This is a genomic window from Streptomyces naganishii JCM 4654, from assembly GCF_014650575.1.
GTDB classification, from domain to species: domain Bacteria; phylum Actinomycetota; class Actinomycetes; order Streptomycetales; family Streptomycetaceae; genus Streptomyces; species Streptomyces naganishii.
In genome coordinates, this window is sequence record NZ_BMVF01000038.1 from 8,860 (window position 1) to 28,371 (window position 19,512).

General features: G+C 72.5%; 2 protein-coding genes. Both read left to right on the forward strand.

From position 1 onward, the window contains the following. Positions 1 to 3 precede the first annotated feature (3 nt). The gene (locus IE217_RS34055; protein ID WP_373298193.1) at positions 4 to 10,566 is read left to right on the forward strand and encodes a type I polyketide synthase; all 10,563 of its coding nucleotides are present in this window, start codon (positions 4 to 6) and stop codon (positions 10,564 to 10,566) included. Between the two features lie 45 nt (positions 10,567 to 10,611). Beyond that, positions 10,612 to 19,512, forward strand: an 8,901-nt coding sequence (locus IE217_RS34060; protein WP_444545580.1) for a type I polyketide synthase, incomplete at its 3' end; no start/stop codon positions are given.

A 19,512-nucleotide genomic window follows, 5' to 3' on the forward strand; every position in this document is an offset into this window, starting at 1 on the left:
TTCTTGTTACGGCTCGTCCCAGGGGGTGACGTCTCGATGGCTACCGCGAACGAAGAAAAGCTTCTTGACAATCTGAAGTGGGTCACCGGCGAACTGCGCCGGGCCCGTCGCCGCCTCACCGAGATGGAGACGGACTCCCGCGAGCCGATCGCGATCGTCGGCATGAGCTGCCGGTTCCCTGGCGGAGTGCGCTCCCCGGAGGACCTGTGGCGGCTCGTGGCCGCCGGCGGGGACGCCATTTCCGCCCTGCCCGGCGACCGGGGCTGGGACGTCGACGGAATGGCAGACCCGGACCCGGACCGGAAGGGAACCTTCTACAACACCGGCGGCGGTTTCCTGGACGACGCCACGGAATTCGACGCCGAATTCTTCGGCATCTCGCCGCGCGAGGCCCTTGCCATGGACCCCCAGCAACGCATACTGCTGGAGACGTCCTGGGAAGTGTTCGAAAGGGCCGGAATCGATCCGGAGTCGCTGCGCGGCAGCAGTACGGGAGTATTCGTCGGCGCCGGTTCGATGGGATACGGCGCCGATCTGAAGGAGACGCCGGAAGAACTCGAAGGGCTCATGCTGACCGGCGGCGCCACCAGCGTCCTGTCCGGGCGTATCGCCTACAGTTTCGGTCTCGAGGGTCCCGCGGCCACCATCGACACCGCCTGCTCCTCCTCTCTCGTCGCCCTGCACTGGGCCGCGCAGGCGCTGCGCCAGCGGGAGTGCTCGCTCGCACTCGTCGGCGGGGTGACGGTGATGCCGTCGCCCGACGTGTTCGTGGAGTTCAGCCGGCAGCGGGGGCTGTCGGCGGACGGGCGGTGCAGGTCCTTCGCCGCCTCGGCGGACGGCACGGGCTGGTCCGAGGGTGTGGGCGTGCTGCTGGTGGAGCGGCTGTCGGACGCGCGCAGGAACGGGCATCAGGTGCTGGCGGTCGTGCGCGGCAGCGCGGTCAACCAGGACGGGGCCAGCAACGGTCTTACGGCTCCGAACGGCCCGTCCCAGCAGCGCGTGATCCGGCAGGCGCTGGCCGCCGCGCAGTTGTCGGCCGGCGAGATCGACGCGGTCGAGGCGCATGGCACCGGCACGCGACTGGGCGACCCGATCGAGGCACAGGCCCTGCTGGCCACGTACGGTCAGGAACGGCCTTCTGCCGACAGCCCGTTGTGGCTCGGCTCCCTCAAGTCCAACATCGGACACACGCAGGCGGCGGCTGGTGTGGGCGGCGTCATCAAGATGGTGATGGCGATACGGCACGGGGTGCTGCCGCGGACCCTGCACGTGGACGAGCCGTCGCCGGATGTGGACTGGTCGGCGGGTGCGGTGTCGTTGCTGACGGAGGCGCGGGAGTGGCCGCAGACGGGTCAGCCGCGTCGTGCGGCGGTCTCGGCGTTCGGTGTGAGCGGTACCAACGCGCACACGATTCTGGAGCAGGCTCCTGCGGAGGATGACGAAGCCGCGGGGGTGGAGGAGCGGTCGCCGTCCGTGGTGCCGTGGGTCCTGTCGGCGCGCAGTGACGATGCGTTGCGGGGGCAGGTGGAGCGGCTGCGGGAGCGGGTCGCGGCTGACGTCGGGACCGAAGTGGCTGATGTGGCGTACTCGTTGGCCATGACCCGTGCCGCGCTGGAGCGGCGTGCGGTGGTGGTGGGCGGTGACCGGGCCGGGCTGCTGGCGGGTCTTGAGGCGTTGGCGGAGGGCCGGAGCGCGGCGGGGGTGGTGACCGGGTCGGTCACGATCGGGAAGCTGGCGTTCCTGTTCACCGGGCAGGGTAGCCAGCGGCTGGGCATGGGCCGGGAGCTGTACGGCGCGTACCCGGTGTTCGCGCGGGCGCTGGATGAGGTATTCGAGCGGTTCGAACTGCCCCTGCGCGAGGCGGTGTTCGGTGATGGTAGTGCCGGGCTGATCGACCAGACGGCTTACACCCAGCCCGCGTTGTTCGCCGTTGAGGTGGCGCTGTTCCGGCTGCTGGAGTCGTGGGGTGTGCGCCCGGACTTCCTGTCCGGGCACTCGATCGGCGAGCTGGCGGCCGCGCACTGTGCGGGTGTGCTGTCGCTGGAGGACGCGTGCACGCTGGTCGCGGCGCGTGGCCGGCTGATGCAGGAACTCCCGGGCGGCGGGGCGATGGTGGCCGTCCAGGCCGCCGAGGACGAGGTCACCCCGTACCTCACCGATGCGGACGCCGTCAGCATCGCGGCTGTCAATGGCCCGACCTCCGTCGTGATCGCCGGTGACGAAACCGCCGTACTCGACATAGCCGCCACCTTCGAAAAGCTGGGCCGCAAAACCAAGCGCCTCAGCGTCAGCCACGCCTTCCACTCCCCGCACATGGACGGCATGATGGACGCCTTCCGGGACGTGGCCGAGGGTCTGTCCTACGAGGCCCCGCGTATCCCGGTCGTCTCCAACCTCACCGGCACGATCGCGTCCGCCGAGGACATCACCAGCCCCGACTTCTGGGTCCGTCACGTCCGTGAAGCCGTCCGTTTCCACGACGGCATCCGCACCCTCGAAGCCGAGAACGTCACCACCTTCATCGAACTCGGCCCGGACGGCACCCTCTCCGCTCTCGCCCAGGAATCCGTCACCGTCACCGACGCCCTCGCCTTCCTCCCCCTCCTCCGCAAGGACCGCCCCGAAGCCGAAACGCTCACCACGGCCCTCGCTCACGCCCATACCCGGGGAGTCTCGATCGACTGGCAGGCGTACTACTCCGGCACCGGTGCCCAGCGCGTCGACCTGCCGACCTACGCCTTCCAGCACCGGCGCTACTGGCTGGAGCCCGGTTCGCGGGCCGGGGACGTGACCGCTGCCGGGCTGGAGGCGGCCGGGCATGCGCTCCTCGGGGCCGCGACACCGGTTGCCGGCAGCGACGCGTACCTGTTCACGGGCAGGCTGTCTCTCCAGACGCACCCTTGGCTGAGCGAATACGCGATCGCCGGGGAGGCGGTGCTGCCGGGTGGGGCGTTCGTGGAACTCGCGCTGCGCGTCGGTGATGAGGCCGGATGTGAGCACCTTGTCGAGCTGACGCCGCACGAGCCGCTGGTCGTGCCGACTCGCGGCGCCGTGCGCTTCCAGGTCGTGCTCGAAGCCGCCGACGAGAACGGGAGGCGTAGCTTCACCGTCTCCTCGCACGCCGGTCTGACCGGCGAGGACTCGTTGTGGATCCGCCACGCCACCGGCGTACTCGATGTCGCGGCTCCTGAGCCCGAGTTCAGCCTCGCCGAGTGGCCACCGGCCGGTGCCGAGCACTTCGAAGCGGCCGCCGCTTACAGCGAGTTGGAGACCGCCGGAGTCGAGTGCGGGCCGTTGTTCCGGGGGCTGCGGGAGGTCTGGCGTCGCGGGGACGAGGTCTTCGCCGATGTGCGACTGCCTGAGGACACGGACGCGCGTGGTTTCTCGCTCCATCCCGCACTGCTGGAGTCGGCCGCCCAGCTGGCGTCCGTCGCGGAGCCCGGTTCCGCCCTCGTACCGTCCTCCTGGCACGGCGTCGCGCTCTACGCGGTGGGCGCGACCGCCGTACGGGTGCGGCTCGCGCCGGCCGCGAACGACGGCGCGTTCACGTTGGAGGTCGCCGACGCCACCGGCGCTCCGGTGGCCCGCGTGGAGGGCCTGAGCGTGCGGTCGCCCGCGCAGGCCCTCTCGGACGGCGCCGGTCGGAACGCCAGTGCGGTGGCCCCCCTCTACGCGCTTGACTGGACAGAGGTCGTCGGATCCGGCGACCCGGGTGTGCGGGAAACCGCGCCCGCCGACATCGCCGTCCTCGGAGCGAACCCGATCACGCTCCACGCGGAGGGCGCGAAGCCGCTCCCTCCGGCCCCCCGCGTCGACGACCTGAGCGCGCTTGTAAGCGCGACCGCGACCGCCATCGATGCCGACTCCGGCACCGGCATCCCCGTGCCCGCCACCGTCCTCGCACCCTGCCCACCCACCCCCTCGAGCGGCCCCCGCCCGCAGACGGCGCAAGACGCGCACGAACTCGCGCGCTGGGCCCTCTCCCTGGCCCAGGAGTGGCTGGCGGACGACCGGTTCGCCGGCTCGCGCCTGGTCTTCGTCACCCGTGGCGCCGTGGCGGTGGACACCGGCGACGACGTGACCGACGTGGCCGCCGCCGCAGTGTGGGGCCTGGTGCGCTCCGCCGAGACGGAGAACCCCGGACGGTTCGGCCTGATCGACTTGGACGCCACAGACCCGGCGGCCGCCCCCGCCGTGCCCCACGCTGCGCTGACGTGCGCGGAGCCGGAACTGGCCGTACGCGCCGGATCCGCAGGCAGCGGCAGCAGGCTGCTCGCCCCGCGCCTGGTCCGCCCCACGGGAGCCACCGAAGCCACCGAAGCCGTCGAGGTCCCCCAAGCCACTGAGGCCGCCGAAGCCGCCCAGCCGCGACCGCGCCCCCTCAACCCCCACGGCACCGTCCTCATCACCGGCGGCACCGGCACCCTGGGCGCGCTCTGTGCGCGGCACTTGGTGGCGGAACACGGCGTACTTCATCTGCTGCTCGCCGGCCGCCGTGGCAGCGCCGCCGACGGAGTCACCGAGCTGGTCACGGAGTTGACGGAACTCGGCGCCGACGTAACGGTCGCCGCCTGTGACGTGGCCGACCGGGACGCGCTGGCCGCCCTCCTGGCCTCCGTACCGGCGGAACACCCGCTGACCGCGGTGGTGCACACCGCCGGAGTGCTCGACGACGGCGTGCTCCCGGCACTGACGCCCGACCGCCTCGACGGAGTACTGCGCCCCAAGGCGGACGCGGCCTGGCATCTCCACGACCTCACCCGCGACCTGGACCTGTCGGCGTTCGTCCTGTTCTCCGCCGCCGCCGGAGTCCTCGGCAGCGCCGGGCAGGCCAACTACGCCGCGGCGAACGCCTTCCTGGACGCCCTCGCCCAGCACCGGGCCGCCCAGGGTCTGCCCGCCACCTCGCTGGCCTGGGGCCTGTGGGCCGAGACCAGCGGCATCACGGGTGGCCTGGACGAAGCCGACCTGCGGCGGATGGCGCGGGCCGGTATGGGCGCGCTGTCCTCGGCAGAGGGCATGGCCCTGTTCGACAGCGCCCTGCGCACGGACCGGGCCCTCCTCGTCCCGGCCCGCCTCGAACTCACCGCGATACGTGAGGCGGCGACCGCGTCCGGATCCGTCCCGCCGTTGTTCCGGGCGCTGGTCCGCGCCCCCCGGAGGCGGACCGCGGGCGCGACGGCCGACAACCGGTCGGCGCTGGCCGACAGGCTGCGTGGACTGCCGGACGCCGATCAGGAGCGGGCCCTCCTCGACCTCGTACGCACCCAGGTCGCGGCCGTGCTCGGCCACGGCGGGCCCCAAGCCGTCGACCCGGAGCGGGCGTTCAAGGACGCCGGCTTCGACTCGCTGACCGCCGTGGACCTGCGCAACCGGCTGAACGCGGCGACCGGGCTCCGCCTGCCGACCACGCTCGTCTTCGACTACCCCAACTCGTCCGCGCTCGCACGGCACTTGTGCGAGACGATCCTCGGTGCGCCCTCCGGCAACGAGCGGGAAGCGGACGAGAAAGCCCCCGCCCCTGTTCCCGCCCCCGGCGCCGCTGCCGCGCGGGCCGCGCTCGCCGACGATCCGATCGCGATCGTGGCCATGAGCTGCCGTTACCCCGGCGGCGTGACAACGCCCGAACAACTGTGGCAACTCCTCGAGTCCGGCGGCGACGCGATCACCGGGTTCCCCAGCAACCGCGGGTGGGAGAGCGCCCCCGGCCTCGAAGCCCCGTACGGCGGAGGCTTCCTGCACGACGCGGACCGCTTCGATGCCGCGTTCTTCGGCATCTCGCCCCGCGAGGCCCTCGCCATGGACCCGCAGCAGCGGCTGCTTCTGGAGACCTCCTGGGAGGCGTTCGAACGCGCCGGCATCGCCCCGGCCACGCTGCGCGGCACACGGGCCGGCGTGTTCGTGGGCGCCGCCTACAGCGGCTACGACGTCGGACTCGACGACATGGCGGACGCGGTCTCCGGCCATGTGATGACGGGCAACGCGAGCAGCGTCATCTCCGGCCGGGTCGCCTACGCCCTCGGCCTCGAAGGCCCCGCCGTCACCGTGGACACGGCCTGCTCCTCGTCCCTTGTCGCCCTGCACTGGGCCATCCAGGCGCTGCGCTCCGGCGAGTGCGACCTCGCGCTGGCGGGCGGGGTGACGGTGATGTCCACACCGGGCACCTTCGCGGAGTTCAGCCGTCAGGGCGGCCTGTCGGCGGACGGCCGCTGCAAGGCCTTCGCGGCGGCCGCCGACGGCACGGGCTGGGGCGAGGGCGTGGGCATGCTGCTCGTGGAGCGGCTGTCGGATGCCCGGCGCGAGGGCCACCCGGTGCTCGCCGTCGTACGCGGCTCGGCGGTCAACCAGGACGGGGCCAGTAACGGGCTTACGGCACCGAACGGTCCCTCGCAGCAGCGGGTGATCCGGCAGGCGTTGGCGTCCGCCGGATTGTCAGCCGCGGACATCGACGCCGTGGAGGCGCACGGTACGGGTACGACGCTGGGCGACCCGATCGAGGCCCAGGCCCTCATCGCCACCTACGGCCAGGACCGGCCGGGCGAGGACCGGGCGCTGCTGCTCGGCTCGATCAAGTCGAACATCGGTCACACGCAGGCCGCCGCCGGCGTCGCGGGCATCATGAAGATGGTGCTGGCGATGCGACACGGCGTGCTCCCGCGCACCCTGCACGTCGACGAGCCGACCCCGCACGTGGACTGGACCGCCGGTGCGGTGGAACTGCTCACCGAGGCCCGGAAGTGGCCGGAGACCGGACAGCCCCGCAGGGCTGCCGTCTCCTCGTTCGGCATCAGCGGGACCAACGCACACACGATCATCGAACAGGCCCCCCAGCCCGACCCTCAGCCCGAGTCCGAGTCCGAGCCCCAGCCCGAGCCTCAGCCTGAGCCCCAGCCGCGGCCCGCGGACGTACTACCGCCCGTGCTGCCCTACGTCCTTTCCGCCAAGAACTCCGACGCGCTCCGCGCCCAGGCCGAGCGACTGTGGGCGCACCTCGCGGCCCGGCCGGGCAGGCGCCCGGCGGACGTCGCCTACTCCCTCGCCACCGGCCGCAGCGCCCTGGAGCAGCGGGCCGTACTCACCGCCACCTCTTCCGGCGATCACGAGGCCCTCTCGCGTGCACTGCGCGCCTTGGCCGACGGGGAGCCGCTCGCAGGGACCGTCCAGGACAGGGCCGGCGAGGACAGGCTGGCGTTCCTGTTCACGGGACAGGGGAGTCAGCGGCTGGGCATGGGCCGGGAGCTGTACGGCGAGTACCCGGTGTTCGCGCGGGCGCTGGACGAGGTTTTCGAGCGGTTCGAGCTGCCGTTGCGGGAAACCCTCTTCGGGGAGGAAGCCGGGCTGCTCGACCAGACGCAGTACACGCAGCCTGCGCTGTTCGCCGTCGAGGTGGCGCTGTTCCGGCTGCTGGAGTCGTGGGGTGTGCGGCCGGACTTCGTGTCCGGGCACTCGATCGGCGAGGTGGCGGCCGCGCACTGTGCGGGTGTGCTGTCGCTGGACGACGCGTGCACGCTGGTCGCGGCGCGTGGCCGGCTGATGCAGGAACTCCCGGGCGGCGGTGGGGCGATGGTGGCCGTCCAGGCCGCCGAGGAGGAGGTCACCCCGTACCTCACCGATGCGGACGCGGTGAGCATTGCGGCTGTCAACGGGCCGATCTCGGTCGTGATCGCTGGTGACGAAACCGCCGTACTCGACATCGCCGCGACGTTCGAGGAGCAGGGGCGGAAGACCAAGCGCCTGACGGTCAGTCATGCCTTCCACTCCCCGCACATGGACGGCATGCTGGACGCCTTCCGGCAGGTGGCCGAGGGCCTGTCCTACGAGGCCCCCCGCATCCCGATCGTCTCCAACCTCACCGGCGCCCTCGCCTCCGCCGAGGAGATCACCAGCCCAGACTTCTGGGTACGCCACGTCCGTGAGACCGTCCGCTTCCTCGACGGCATGCGCGTGCTGCGTGAACAGCAGGTCGGCACCTTCCTCGAACTGGGCCCGGACGGAGTCCTCTCGGCGCTGGCCAAGGACTGCCTGGACGACGGAGACGCGGGTGTCGTGTATGCGCCCGTACTGCGCAAGGGGCGCCCCGAGGCCGAGACGCTGACCACCGCACTCGCCCACGCCCACGCACGGGGCGCCCACGTCGACTGGCATGGCTTCTTCGCAGGCACCGGCGCCCAGTTCGTCGACCTGCCCACCTACGCCTTCCAGCGCCGCCGCTTCTGGCCGGAGCCGTCGAGCACCCCGGACCCGGCTGCCTCGAACACGCACGCCGCGACCGCCACGGACGCGCGCTTCTGGGCCGCCGTCGAGCGCGAGGACCTGGGCGCGCTCACCACGGAGCTCGCGGTCGACGCCGACCAGCCGCTGAGTGCCGTACTGCCGGCCCTGGCATCCTGGCACCGGCAGCAGCTCGAACGAGCCACCGTGGCCGACCGGCGCTACCGCGTCGTCTGGAAGCCGTGGTCGGGGACCGCGTCGGGGGCCGGACCGGAGGGGTCCACGACCCCACGCCTGGCCGGGACTTGGCTGACCGTGGTGCCGACGGCGCTGGTCGACGATCCGTGGTACGGCAGCCTCCGTACGGCACTGGAGCGCGCCGGGGCCGACGTGGTGACCGTGCCGGTGGACGGTGCCGGTGATGCCCGTACCGCCGGTACCCCCGGTACTGCCGGTGCCCCCAGTACTGCCGGTACCGCCGGACCCGGTTCGCCGGACGAGGCGCTCGCCGAGCGGTTGCGGCAGGCGGCGACCACCGACGGTGCGCCCGTCACCGGTGTGCTGTCCCTGCTCGCATTGGACGAGGAACCGCATCCGCACCACCCCGCCGTGCCCGTCGGGCTGGCGCTGACCGCCGCGCTGACGGGTGCCGTCGAGTCGGCCGGCATCGGCGCGCCCCTGTGGTGCCTGACCCGTGGCGCGGTGTCGGTCGACGCCACCGATCCGCTGCTCAGCCCCCTTCAGGCCCAGGTCGGCGGCCTCGCCCGCGCGACCGCGCTGGAACAGCCGGAGAACTGGGGCGGGTTGATCGACCTGCCCGGCACCCTCGACGAGCGCACCGCCGCCCGGTTCACGGCGGTGCTGGCAGCAGACGGCGAGGAGGACCAGGCGGCGGTACGGTCCGCCGGGACGTACGTACGCCGACTGGTGCGTGACACGAGGGCCGTCGACAATCCGGCCGCCACGCAGCCAAGTGCCGGCTGGACCCCTCGCGGCACCGTCCTCGTCACCGGCGGCACCGGCGCGCTGGGCGCGCATGTCGCCCGATGGCTGGCACGCAACGGCGCCGAACGGCTCGTACTCCTCAGCCGTCGCGGACCCGACGCGCCCGGTGCCGCCGCGCTGGCCGCCGAACTCACCGAGCTCGGCGCCGAAGTGGCGACCGAGGCCTGTGACGTGGCCGACCGTTCCGCCCTTGAGGCGCTGGTCGGCAAGCTCGCCGCGGACGGCACGCCGGTACGGGCCGTGGTGCACGCAGCGGGCGTGTCGCAGCCGCCGGGGACCGCCACGGAACTGCCGGAGTTCGCGGACGTCGTCGCCGCCAAGACGGCCGGAGCGGTGCGTCTGGACGCCCTCTTCAGCGAGGACACACTCGACGCGTTCGTACTGTTCTCGTCGATCGCCGGTGTGTGGGGGAGCGGGGGCCAGGGTGCCTACGCCGCCGCCAACGCCTTCCTCGACGCGCTCGCCGAGCGGCGCCGGGCACGCGGGCTGGCGGCCACCGCCATCGCCTGGGGCCCGTGGGCGGACGGCGGCATGGCCGCCGAGGGGGACGCCGAGGAGCAACTGCGCCGGCGCGGGCTGCCGCCCATGGCGCCGGAGACGAACCTCGCGGCTCTGCGCGAGGCGGTCGCCGGTCCGGAGGCCACCGTGACGGTCGCCGAGGTCGACTGGGCGCGGTTCGCGCCCGTCTTCACCGCCGCCCGCCCCCGCCCGCTGATCGCGGACCTGCCGGAGGTGCGCGCCGCGCTGCGCGACGACGACGCGTCGTCGGACGGCGTGCCGCAGGACGGCACGTCCTCGCGCGGCGGTTCGGCGGGTGCCGGCCCCGCGCTGAGGGAGCGGCTGACCGGCCTCGGCACGGAAGACGACCGTATGACGCTGCTCCTGGATCTGGTACGGAGCCACGCGGCCCTCGCCCTGGGCCACGCCTCGCCCGACGCCGTGGAATCCGACCGCGCCTTCAAGGAGTTGGGCTTCGACTCCCTCACCGCCGTCGAACTGCGCGACCGCCTCAAGTCCGCGACCGGCCTCACGCTGCCCGCCACCCTCGTCTTCGATTACCCCAACCCCACCGTGCTCGCACGCCACTTGCTCACCACCCTGCTCCCCGACGGCGAGAACTCCCCGGCGGCGGACGGCGATCCGCAGGAAGCGGAACTGCGCCGGACGCTCGCCGCCATCCCGACCAGCCGCATCCGGGAGGCCGGCCTGCTGGACGCCCTGCTCGAACTCGCCGGCCCCCAGCCGACCCCAGCCACCGACGCCGCCGATCAGGGGTTGTCCCCCGACGACATCGACGGGCTGGACGTGCAGCATCTGATCGATATGGCGCTCGACAGCAACCAGCCCTGACGCGCCCGAAGTGCGGAGTACATGATGACAACCCCCAACGAAAAGATCGTTGAAGCGCTACGGGCCTCGCTCAAGGAAACCGAGAGGTTGCGTCGGCAGAACCAGCAGCTCACGGCCGCATCGCGGGAGCCGATCGCGATCGTCGGCATGAGCTGCCGGTTCCCGGGTGGCGTACGGTCCCCGGAGGACCTGTGGCGGCTGGTCGCCGAGGGCCGGGACGCCATCTCCGGTTTCCCGACGAACCGTGGCTGGGACATCGAGTCGCTGTACGACCCCGACCCCGAGCACGAAGGCACCTCCTACGCGCGCGAGGGCGGCTTCCTGCACGACGCGGCCGAGTTCGACCCTGCCTTCTTCGGCATCTCACCGCGCGAGGCCCTCGCCATGGACCCCCAGCAGCGGCTGCTGCTGGAGACCTCCTGGGAGGCGTTCGAGCGGGCCGGCGTCGACCCGGCCGCCGTGCGCGGCAGCAGGACCGGCGTGTTCGTGGGCGCCTCCTCCCAGGCCTACGGCGCCGGACAGTACGAACTGCCGGACGGCGTCGAAGGCCACCTCCTCACCGGTACCGCGTCCAGCGTCGTATCCGGCCGCATCGCCTACGTCTTCGGCCTCGAAGGCCCCGCGGCCACCATCGACACCGCGTGCTCGTCCTCCTCCGTCGCCCTGCACCTCGCCGTGCAGGCACTGCGGCAGGGCGAGTGCTCGCTGGCCCTCGCGGGCGGAGTGACCGTACTGGCCACTCCCGACGTGTTCGTGGAGTTCAGCCGGCAGCGGGGGCTGTCGGCGGACGGGCGGTGCAGGTCCTTCGCCGCCTCGGCGGACGGCACGGGCTGGTCCGAGGGTGTGGGCGTGCTGCTGGTGGAGCGGCTGTCGGACGCGCGCAGGAACGGGCATCAGGTGCTGGCGGTCGTGCGCGGCAGCGCGGTCAACCAGGACGGTGCCAGCAACGGTCTTACGGCTCCGAACGGACCTTCCCAGCAGCGGGCCATCCGCCAGGCTCTTGAGAACGCCCGGCTGACGGCGGATCAGATCGACGCGGTCGAGGCGCATGGCACCGGCACGCGACTGGGCGACCCGATCGAGGCACAGGCCCTGCTGGCCACGTACGGTCAGGAACGGCCGTCGGCCGACAGTCCGTTGTGGCTCGGCTCCCTCAAGTCCAACATCGGGCACACCCAGAACGCCGCCGGCGTCGCCGGAATCATCAAGATGGTGATGGCGATACGGCACGGGGTGCTGCCGCGGACCCTGCACGTGGACGAGCCGTCGCCGGACGTGGACTGGTCGGCGGGTGCGGTGTCGTTGCTGACGGAGGCGCGGGAGTGGCCGCAGACGGGTCAGCCGCGTCGTGCGGCGGTCTCGGCGTTCGGCGTGAGCGGTACCAACGCGCACACGATTCTGGAGCAGGCTCCTGCGGAGGATGACGAAGCCGCGGGGGTGGAGGAGCGGTCGCCGTCCGTGGTGCCGTGGGTCCTGTCGGCGCGCAGTGACGATGCGTTGCGGGGGCAGGCGGAGCGGCTGCGGGAGCGGGTCGCGGCTGACGTCGGGACCGAAGTGGCTGATGTGGCGTACTCGTTGGCCATGACCCGTGCCGCGCTGGAGCGGCGTGCGGTGGTGGTGGGCGGTGACCGGGCCGGGCTGCTGGCGGGTCTTGAGGCGTTGGCGGAGGGCAGGAGCGCGGCGGGGGTGGTGACCGGGTCGGTCACGATCGGGAAGCTGGCGTTCCTGTTCACCGGGCAGGGCAGCCAGCGGCTGGGCATGGGCCGGGAGCTGTACGGCGAGTACCCGGTGTTCGCGCGGGCGCTGGATGAGGTCTTCGAGCGGTTCGAACTGCCGGTGCGCGAGGCAGTGTTCGGTGATGGCGGTGATGGCGGTGATGGCGGTGCCGGGCTGATCGACCAGACGGCTTACACCCAGCCCGCGTTGTTCGCCGTTGAGGTGGCGCTGTTCCGGCTGCTGGAGTCGTGGGGTGTGCGGCCGGACTTCGTGTCCGGGCACTCGATCGGCGAGGTGGCGGCCGCGCACTGTGCGGGTGTGCTGTCGCTGGAGGACGCGTGCACGCTGGTCGCGGCGCGTGGCCGGCTGATGCAGGAACTCCCGGGCGACGGTGGGGCGATGGTGGCCGTCCAGGCCGCCGAGGAGGAGGTCACCCCGTACCTCACCGATGCGGACGCGGTGAGCATCGCGGCCGTCAACGGGCCGACCTCCGTCGTGATCGCCGGTGACGAAACCGCCGTACTCGACATCGCCGCGACCTTCGAGAAGCAGGGGCGCAAGACCAAGCGTCTCACCGTCAGCCACGCCTTCCACTCCCCGCACATGGACGGCATGCTGGACGCCTTCCGGCAGGTGGCCGAGGGCCTGTCCTACGGGGCCCCGCGCATCCCGATCGCCTCCAACCTGACCGGTGCCATCGCCTCCGCCGAGGAGATCACCAGCCCCGACTTCTGGGTCCGCCACGTCCGCGAGGCCGTCCGCTTCCACGACGGCATCCGCACCCTGGAAGCCGAGAACGTCACCACGTACCTCGAACTCGGCCCGGACGGCGTGCTCTGCGCGCTCGCGCAGGAGTCCGTCGAGAGCGGCGCCCTCGCCTTCCTCCCCCTCCTCCGCAAGGACCGCCCCGAAGCCGAGACCCTCACCACCGCCCTCGCCCACGCCCACACGCGAGGCATCGCGATCGACTGGCAGGCGTACTACTCCGGCACCGGCGCCCACCGCGTCGACCTGCCGACCTACGCCTTCCAGCACCAGCGCTACTGGCTGGAGCCCGGTCCAGGGGTCGGTGACGTGACGTCCGCCGGTCTGGAAGCGGCCGGGCATCCGCTGCTGGGCGCCGCCGTGCCGCTGGCCGACAGTGACGGGTTCCTCTTCACTGGGCGCCTGTCTCTCGCCACGCACCCCTGGCTGGCGGACCACGCAGTCATGGGCACCGTACTGCTGCCCGGCACGGCCTTCGTCGAGCTGGCGATCCGCGCCGGGGACCAGGTCGGCTGCGACCACCTGGAGGAACTGACCCTCGAAGCACCCCTGGTCCTGCCCGAGCGGGGTGCCGTACAGCTGCAACTCGTCGTCGGTGCGCCCGGCGACGACGGGCGCCGCTCGCTCACCGTGGCGTCACGTCCGCATGATGCGGATGCGCGCACCGAGCAGTTGTGGACCCGGCACGCCACCGGTCTGCTCACCTCGCGCACCGCACGGCCTCCGGCGGACCTGGGCGTATGGCCGCCGAGGGACGCCGCGCCCGTCGAAGTGGCGCATCTCTACGAGGATTTGGCGAGCACGGGCCTGCAGTACGGGCCCGTGTTCCAAGGGCTGCGAGCCGCCTGGCGGCGTGGGGACGAGGTGTTCGCGGAGGTCGCCCTCTCCGAGAGAGCGGCGGCTGAAGCGGAGCGGTTCGGGATACATCCCGCGCTGCTCGACTCGGCACTGCACGCGCTCGGCCTGGGCGTACTGGACTCGACGGACGGTGCCGCGGGCGGCCGGCTGCCCTTCGCCTGGAGCGGTGTGTCGCTTCAGGCGACCGGTGCCGCCGAGCTGCGCGTGCGACTGTCCCCGACGGGCGGGAACGGCGGCGTCCGGCTGGCGGTCGCGGATGTGACGGGCGCCCCGGTGGCGACCGTCGAGTCGCTGGTACTGCGTACCGTCTCGCAGGACCAGGTGCGGACCGCGCAGGTGGCGTACCACGAGTCGGTCTTCCGGCAGGAGTGGGCACAGCTCCCGTTCCTGGCCACCGCCCCTCATGACACCGGGGCCGAGTCGGATTCCCGGGTCGTGCGGGCTGCCCTGGGCAGCGAGTCGGGCACGATGTTCCCGCCGGACCTGTGGGAGTTGGGCGGCGAGAGCGGGCCGAGCGCGCGCTATGCGGATTTCGAGGCGCTCGCCGCCGCGGTCGAGGCCGGCGCCGCAGTGCCGGACGAGGTATTTGTCGAGGCCGGCTCGCCAGGCGTGCTGAGCGGCGCCGCAGTGCGCCACGCGGTCGTGGGCATGCTGGAGCTGGCCCAGTCGTGGCTGGCCGACGCGCGGTTCGCGGGCTCGCGGCTGGTCTTGGTGACGCGCGGAGCCGTCGCGGTGTCCGAGCGGGACGAGGACGTCGACCCCGCGCTGGCCGCGGTGTGGGGTCTGCTGCGTTCGGCCACGTCGGAGAACCCCGACCGTTTCGTCCTCGTGGACTGCGACGGGGAGGAGGCGTCCTGGCACGCCCTGCCCACCGCACTGGCGACGGACGAACCCCAACTGGCCCTGCGCCACGGCGAACTCCGCGCCCTGCGCCTCGCGCGGGTCCCCGCCCAACCGGCCGACGCCGGCACACAGTCGGACGACGCCCCGACGTACGACCCGCAGGGAACCGTCCTGCTGACGGGGGCCTCCGGCATGCTGGGCGGACTGTTCGCCCGGCATCTCGTGTCGCACCACGGCGTACGGCACCTGCTGCTCGTCAGCCGGCGCGGTGCCGTCGCGGAGGGTGCGGACGAACTCACCGCCGAGCTGACCGCGCTCGGCGCGCACGTCACCTGGGCCGCCTGCGACGTGGCCGATCGTGAGGCGCTCGCCGAGGTCATCGCGGCCGTCCCCGCCGAGCACCGGCTGACCGCCGTCGTCCACACCGCCGGCGTACTGGACGACGGCGTGATCGCCTCCCAGTCGCTCGACAGCGTCGACCGCGTGTTCGGGCCCAAGGTCGCCGGTGCGCTGAACCTGCACGAACTGACCCGCGAGGCCGGCCTCTCCGCCTTCGTACTGTTCTCCTCGTCCTCCGGTGTCTTCGGCGGCCCAGGCCAGGCCAACTACGCGGCCGCCAACGCCTTCCTCGACGCCCTCGCCCAGCACCGCCGCGCCAACGGCCTCGCCGCCACCTCGCTGGCCTGGGGGCTGTGGGGCGATGGTGAGTCCGGCGGCATGGCGAGCACGCTGGACGAGACCGACCTCCGGCGGCTGCGCCGCAGCGGCCTGCCCCCGCTCTCGGCCACCGAGGGCCGTGCCCTCTTCGACCTCGCCCACGAGTCCGACGAGGCGGCCCTCGTCCTCATGCGGGTCGACGTGCGAACGCTGCGGGGTCAGGCCGCGCAGGGCACGATGTCACCGCTGCTGCGCGGACTGGTGCGCACACCGCTGCGCCGCGCGGCCGGTGCGGCGGGCCCCGGCGCGGGCGGCACGGGCGGCGGAGCGGCGGGACTGGCCGCCCGGCTGGCGGACCTGAGCGCACCCGAACGGGACCGGGCCCTGCTGGACCTGGTACGGACCCAGGTCGCGGCCGTACTCGGGCACGCGGGCCCCGCCGCAGTCGAACCCGCGCGGGCGTTCAAGGAGTTGGGCTTCGACTCCCTCACCGCCGTGGAACTGCGCAACCGCCTCGGCGATGCGACCGGACTGCGCCTGCCGCCCACACTCGTCTTCGACTACCCGACCTCGGCCGCGCTCGCGGACCATCTGCGCGGCGAACTCCTCGGCGACGCGCTCGCTGAACCACCCGGCCGGCACAACGGCCCCACCGGCACCGCCGTCGCCCCCGCGATCGCCGCCGACGCGGACGATCCCATCGCCATCGTCGCGATGAGCTGCCGCTTCCCGGGCGGTGTCCGCAGCCCGGAGGACCTGTGGGACCTGCTGGCCTCCGGCCGGGACGGCATCACCGGATTCCCGACCGACCGCGGCTGGGACCTCGACGCCCTCTACAGCGACGACCCCGACCTCGAAGGCACCAGCTACGCGCGCGAAGGCGGATTCCTGCACGACGCCGCCTACTTCGACGCCGGGTTCTTCGGCATCTCGCCGCGCGAGGCGCTGGCGATGGACCCGCAGCAGCGGCTGCTGCTGGAGACCTCCTGGGAGGCGTTCGAGCGGGCCGGCATCGACCCGGTCACACTGCGCGGCAGCAGCACCGGCGTCTTCGTCGGCTCCAACGAACAGGACTACCTGACGCTGTGGCTCCAGGACCCCGACGGCCTCGAAGGACACCTGGGCACCGGTAACGCCGCCAGCGTCGCCTCCGGCCGCATCTCCTACACGTTCGGCCTCGAAGGCCCGGCGATCACCGTCGACACCGCGTGCTCGTCGTCCCTGGTCACGCTGCACCTGGCCGCGCAGGCGCTGCGCAACGGTGAGTGCTCGCTGGCGCTCGCCGGAGCCGTGACCCTCATGGCGACACCGGGCGCCTTCACCGAGTTCAGCCGGCAGCGCGGACTGGCCGCCGACGGCCGGATCAAGGCGTTCGCCGCCGCGGCCGACGGCACCAGCTGGTCGGAGGGCGTCGCGATGCTCCTCGTCGAGCGGCTGTCCGACGCCCGCCGCAACGGCCACCCGGTCCTCGCGGTCGTCCGGGGCACGGCGATCAACCAGGACGGGGCCAGCAACGGTCTCACGGCTCCGAACGGCCCGTCGCAGCAGCGGGTGATCCGGCAGGCGCTGGCGTCCGCCGGACTGTCGGCCGCGGATGTGGACGCGGTGGAGGCGCACGGTACGGGTACGACCCTGGGCGACCCGATCGAGGCGCAGGCCCTGCTCGCCACCTACGGCAAGGGCCGGCACGAGGACCGGCCGCTGTGGCTCGGATCGGTCAAGTCCAACATCGGGCACACGCAGGCCGTCGCCGGCGCGGCCGGTGTGATCAAGATGGTCATGGCGATGCGGCACGAGACGCTGCCGCGGACCCTGCACGTCGACGAGCCGACCCCGCACGTCGACTGGTCCGCCGGGAACATCGCCCTGCTCACCGAGGCCAGGGAATGGCCGCGCACGGACCACCCGCGCCGCGCCGGCGTCTCCTCGTTCGGCTACAGCGGAACCAACGCCCACGCCATCCTCGAACAGGCACCCGCCGACGAACCCGCGCCCAGGCCGGACAACCCGCCCGCGCCTTACCCGCTGCCCTTCCTGGTGTCCGGCCGCACCGGTGACGCGCTGCGCGCCCAGGCGGACCGCCTGCTGACCCACCTCGGAACCAGGACCGGGTCCGTAGCCGAATCCGGAGCTGGAGCCGAATCCGGAGCTGGAGCCGGGGCCGGGGCCGGGGCCGGAACTGAATCGGTGGACCTCGCCGGCTCGCTGGCCACCGGACGCACGGCGTTCGACACCCGCGCCGTCGTCGTGGCCCGCGACCACGGCGAACTCCTCACCGGCCTCACCGCCCTCGCCGAAGGACGGGAGGCCCCGGGACTCACCACGGGTTCCGCGGCCAACGCCGGCAAGCTGGCGTTCCTGTTCACGGGCCAGGGCAGCCAGCGGCTGGGGATGGGCCGGGAGCTGTACGAGGCGTATCCCATGTTCGCCCGGGCGCTGGATGAGGTGTGTTCGAGGTTCGAACTGCCGGTGCGGGAGGCGATGTTCGGTGAGGCCGGGGACGCCGGCCTGATCGACCGGACGGCTTACACCCAGCCGGCCCTCTTCGCTATCGAGGTGGCGCTGTTCCGGCTGCTGGAGTCGTGGGGTGTGCGGCCCGATTTCGTGTCGGGGCATTCGATCGGTGAGGTGGCGGCGGCGCATTGTGCGGGTGTGCTGTCGCTGGAGGACGCGTGCACGCTGGTGGCGGCGCGTGGCCGGCTCATGCAGGAACTGCCCGCCGGTGGCGCCATGGTGGCTGTCCAGGCTGCCGAGGAGGAGGTCACCCCGCACCTCACCGATGCGGACGCGGTGAGCATCGCGGCCGTCAACGGGCCGGCCTCCGTCGTCATCGCCGGTGACGAAACCGCCGTACTGGAGACGGCCCAGGCGTTCGAGGAGCAGGGCCGCAAGACCCGTCGCCTGACCGTCAGCCACGCCTTCCACTCCCCGCACATGGACGGCATGCTGGACGCCTTCCGGCAGGTGGCCGAGGGCCTGTCCTACGAAGCCCCTCGCATCCCCCTCGTCTCCAACCTCACCGGTGCCATCGCCTCCGTCGAGGAGATCACGAGCCCTGATTTCTGGGTGCGGCATGTGCGTGAGGCGGTCCGGTTCCTTGATGGTGTGGCGGTCTTGGAGGCGGAGGGTGTCACGGCGTTTGTGGAGCTGGGGCCGGATGGTGTGCTGTCGGTGATGGGGCAGGAGTGCGTGGCCGGGGATGGTCATGTGTTCGTGCCGGTGTTGCGGCGGGGCCGTGCGGAGTGTGAGTCGGTGGTTGCGGCTCTCGGTCAGGTTCATGTGCGGGGTGTGGGTGTGGACTGGCGGGCGTTCTTCGCCGGTCTGGGGGCCCGCCGCGTCGAGTTGCCCACCTACGCTTTCCAGCGGCGTCGCTTCTGGCCGGAGCACATCGCTACCGGTGGTCGGTCGGCCGGCGCGGCCGGCGGCTGGGACTACCGGACGGTTTGGAAGCCGTTGGTCGCGGACCTGGGCTCTGCTTCGCGTCTGTCGGGGGTGTGGCTGGCGGTCGTGCCGGAGGCGGGGGCGTCGGCTGGGGTCGTGGCTGGTCTGGCTGGGCGTGGTGCGGAGGTGCGGGAGTTCGTTCTGGCCGCCGGTGATGTGGGTGATCGTGCGGGGCTGGCTGAGCGGCTTGCTGGTGTTGTGGGGTCGGCTGCGGTGGCGGGTGTGGTGTCGCTGCTGGATGGGCCGGTGGCGGTGGTGTCGACGGCTGTGTTGGTGCAGGCGTTGGGTGATGCCGGTGTGGTGGCTCCGTTGTGGTGTGTGACGCGGGGTGCTGTGTCGACGGCGGTGTCGGATCCGGTGCGTGATGCGGATCTGGCGGCGGTGTGGGGTCTGGGGCGGGTTGCGGCGCTGGAGTATCCGGAGCGTTGGGGTGGTCTGGTCGATCTGCCGGAGGTGGTGGACGACCAGGTGCTGTCCCGGCTGGCCGGCGTCCTGAGCGGTACAAATCCCGCTGCTGACATGGAGGTTGAGGACCAGGTGGCCGTTCGGGCGTCGGGTCTGTTCGCCCGCCGTCTGGTGCGCGCGACGGGCACGGCCGCGCCTGCCGAAGAGTCCTGGCGGCCTGTGGGTGCGGGCACGGTGTTGGTGACGGGTGGTACGGGTGCG